Here is a 420-nt window from a genome sequence, read left to right as displayed (position 1 = left end):
AGTTGTGCATCTTGTTGTTGATGGCGACGATGATCGCGTCTTCCAGTTTGGTGGTGTAGTAGTGCTCTTGGGTACCTTGAGCCGAAGTGCGGTACCACTGGATAACGATTTCGCTCATGCGCTCGCCCGAGGTCAGGGCAGCTTGCAGCAGTGGCGAAGCCTTGTCGTAGACCTTGGTGATGATCACTGGCTTGTGAACGCGCTGACCGGTTGGCTGACCGGATTGCGGGTCACGCGGGATGATCACGTCGTGGCTGAAAGCCTGAACCATAACCTGGTCTTCGTGGCCTTCCTGGTAGGTGTTGCCAACGGAGTCGGCGGTGAAGGCGCCGGCAGTGATCAGGCCTTGTTTTTCGCCGGTAACCGACATGTACGCTGGTGTTGCCATGGGATGCTCTCCTTGCGGATAAAGTTAGGGTG

The 420-nt window shown here is 56.9% G+C and carries 1 protein-coding gene; it reads right to left on the bottom strand.

Annotation, left to right across the window (positions count from 1 at the left end; translation table 11 throughout):
* Positions 1 to 388, bottom strand: a 388-nt coding sequence (locus L6D74_RS29895) for an Hcp family type VI secretion system effector (RefSeq protein ID WP_236191719.1), incomplete at its 3' end; no start/stop codon positions are given.
* Between the last annotated feature and the right edge of the window lie 32 nt (positions 389 to 420).

The organism is Pseudomonas pharyngis (genome assembly GCF_021602345.1).
Lineage (GTDB): Bacteria > Pseudomonadota > Gammaproteobacteria > Pseudomonadales > Pseudomonadaceae > Aquipseudomonas > Aquipseudomonas pharyngis.
Note: the sequence above shows the minus strand (reverse complement) of the source record. Positions and strands in the feature narration are given on the sequence as shown.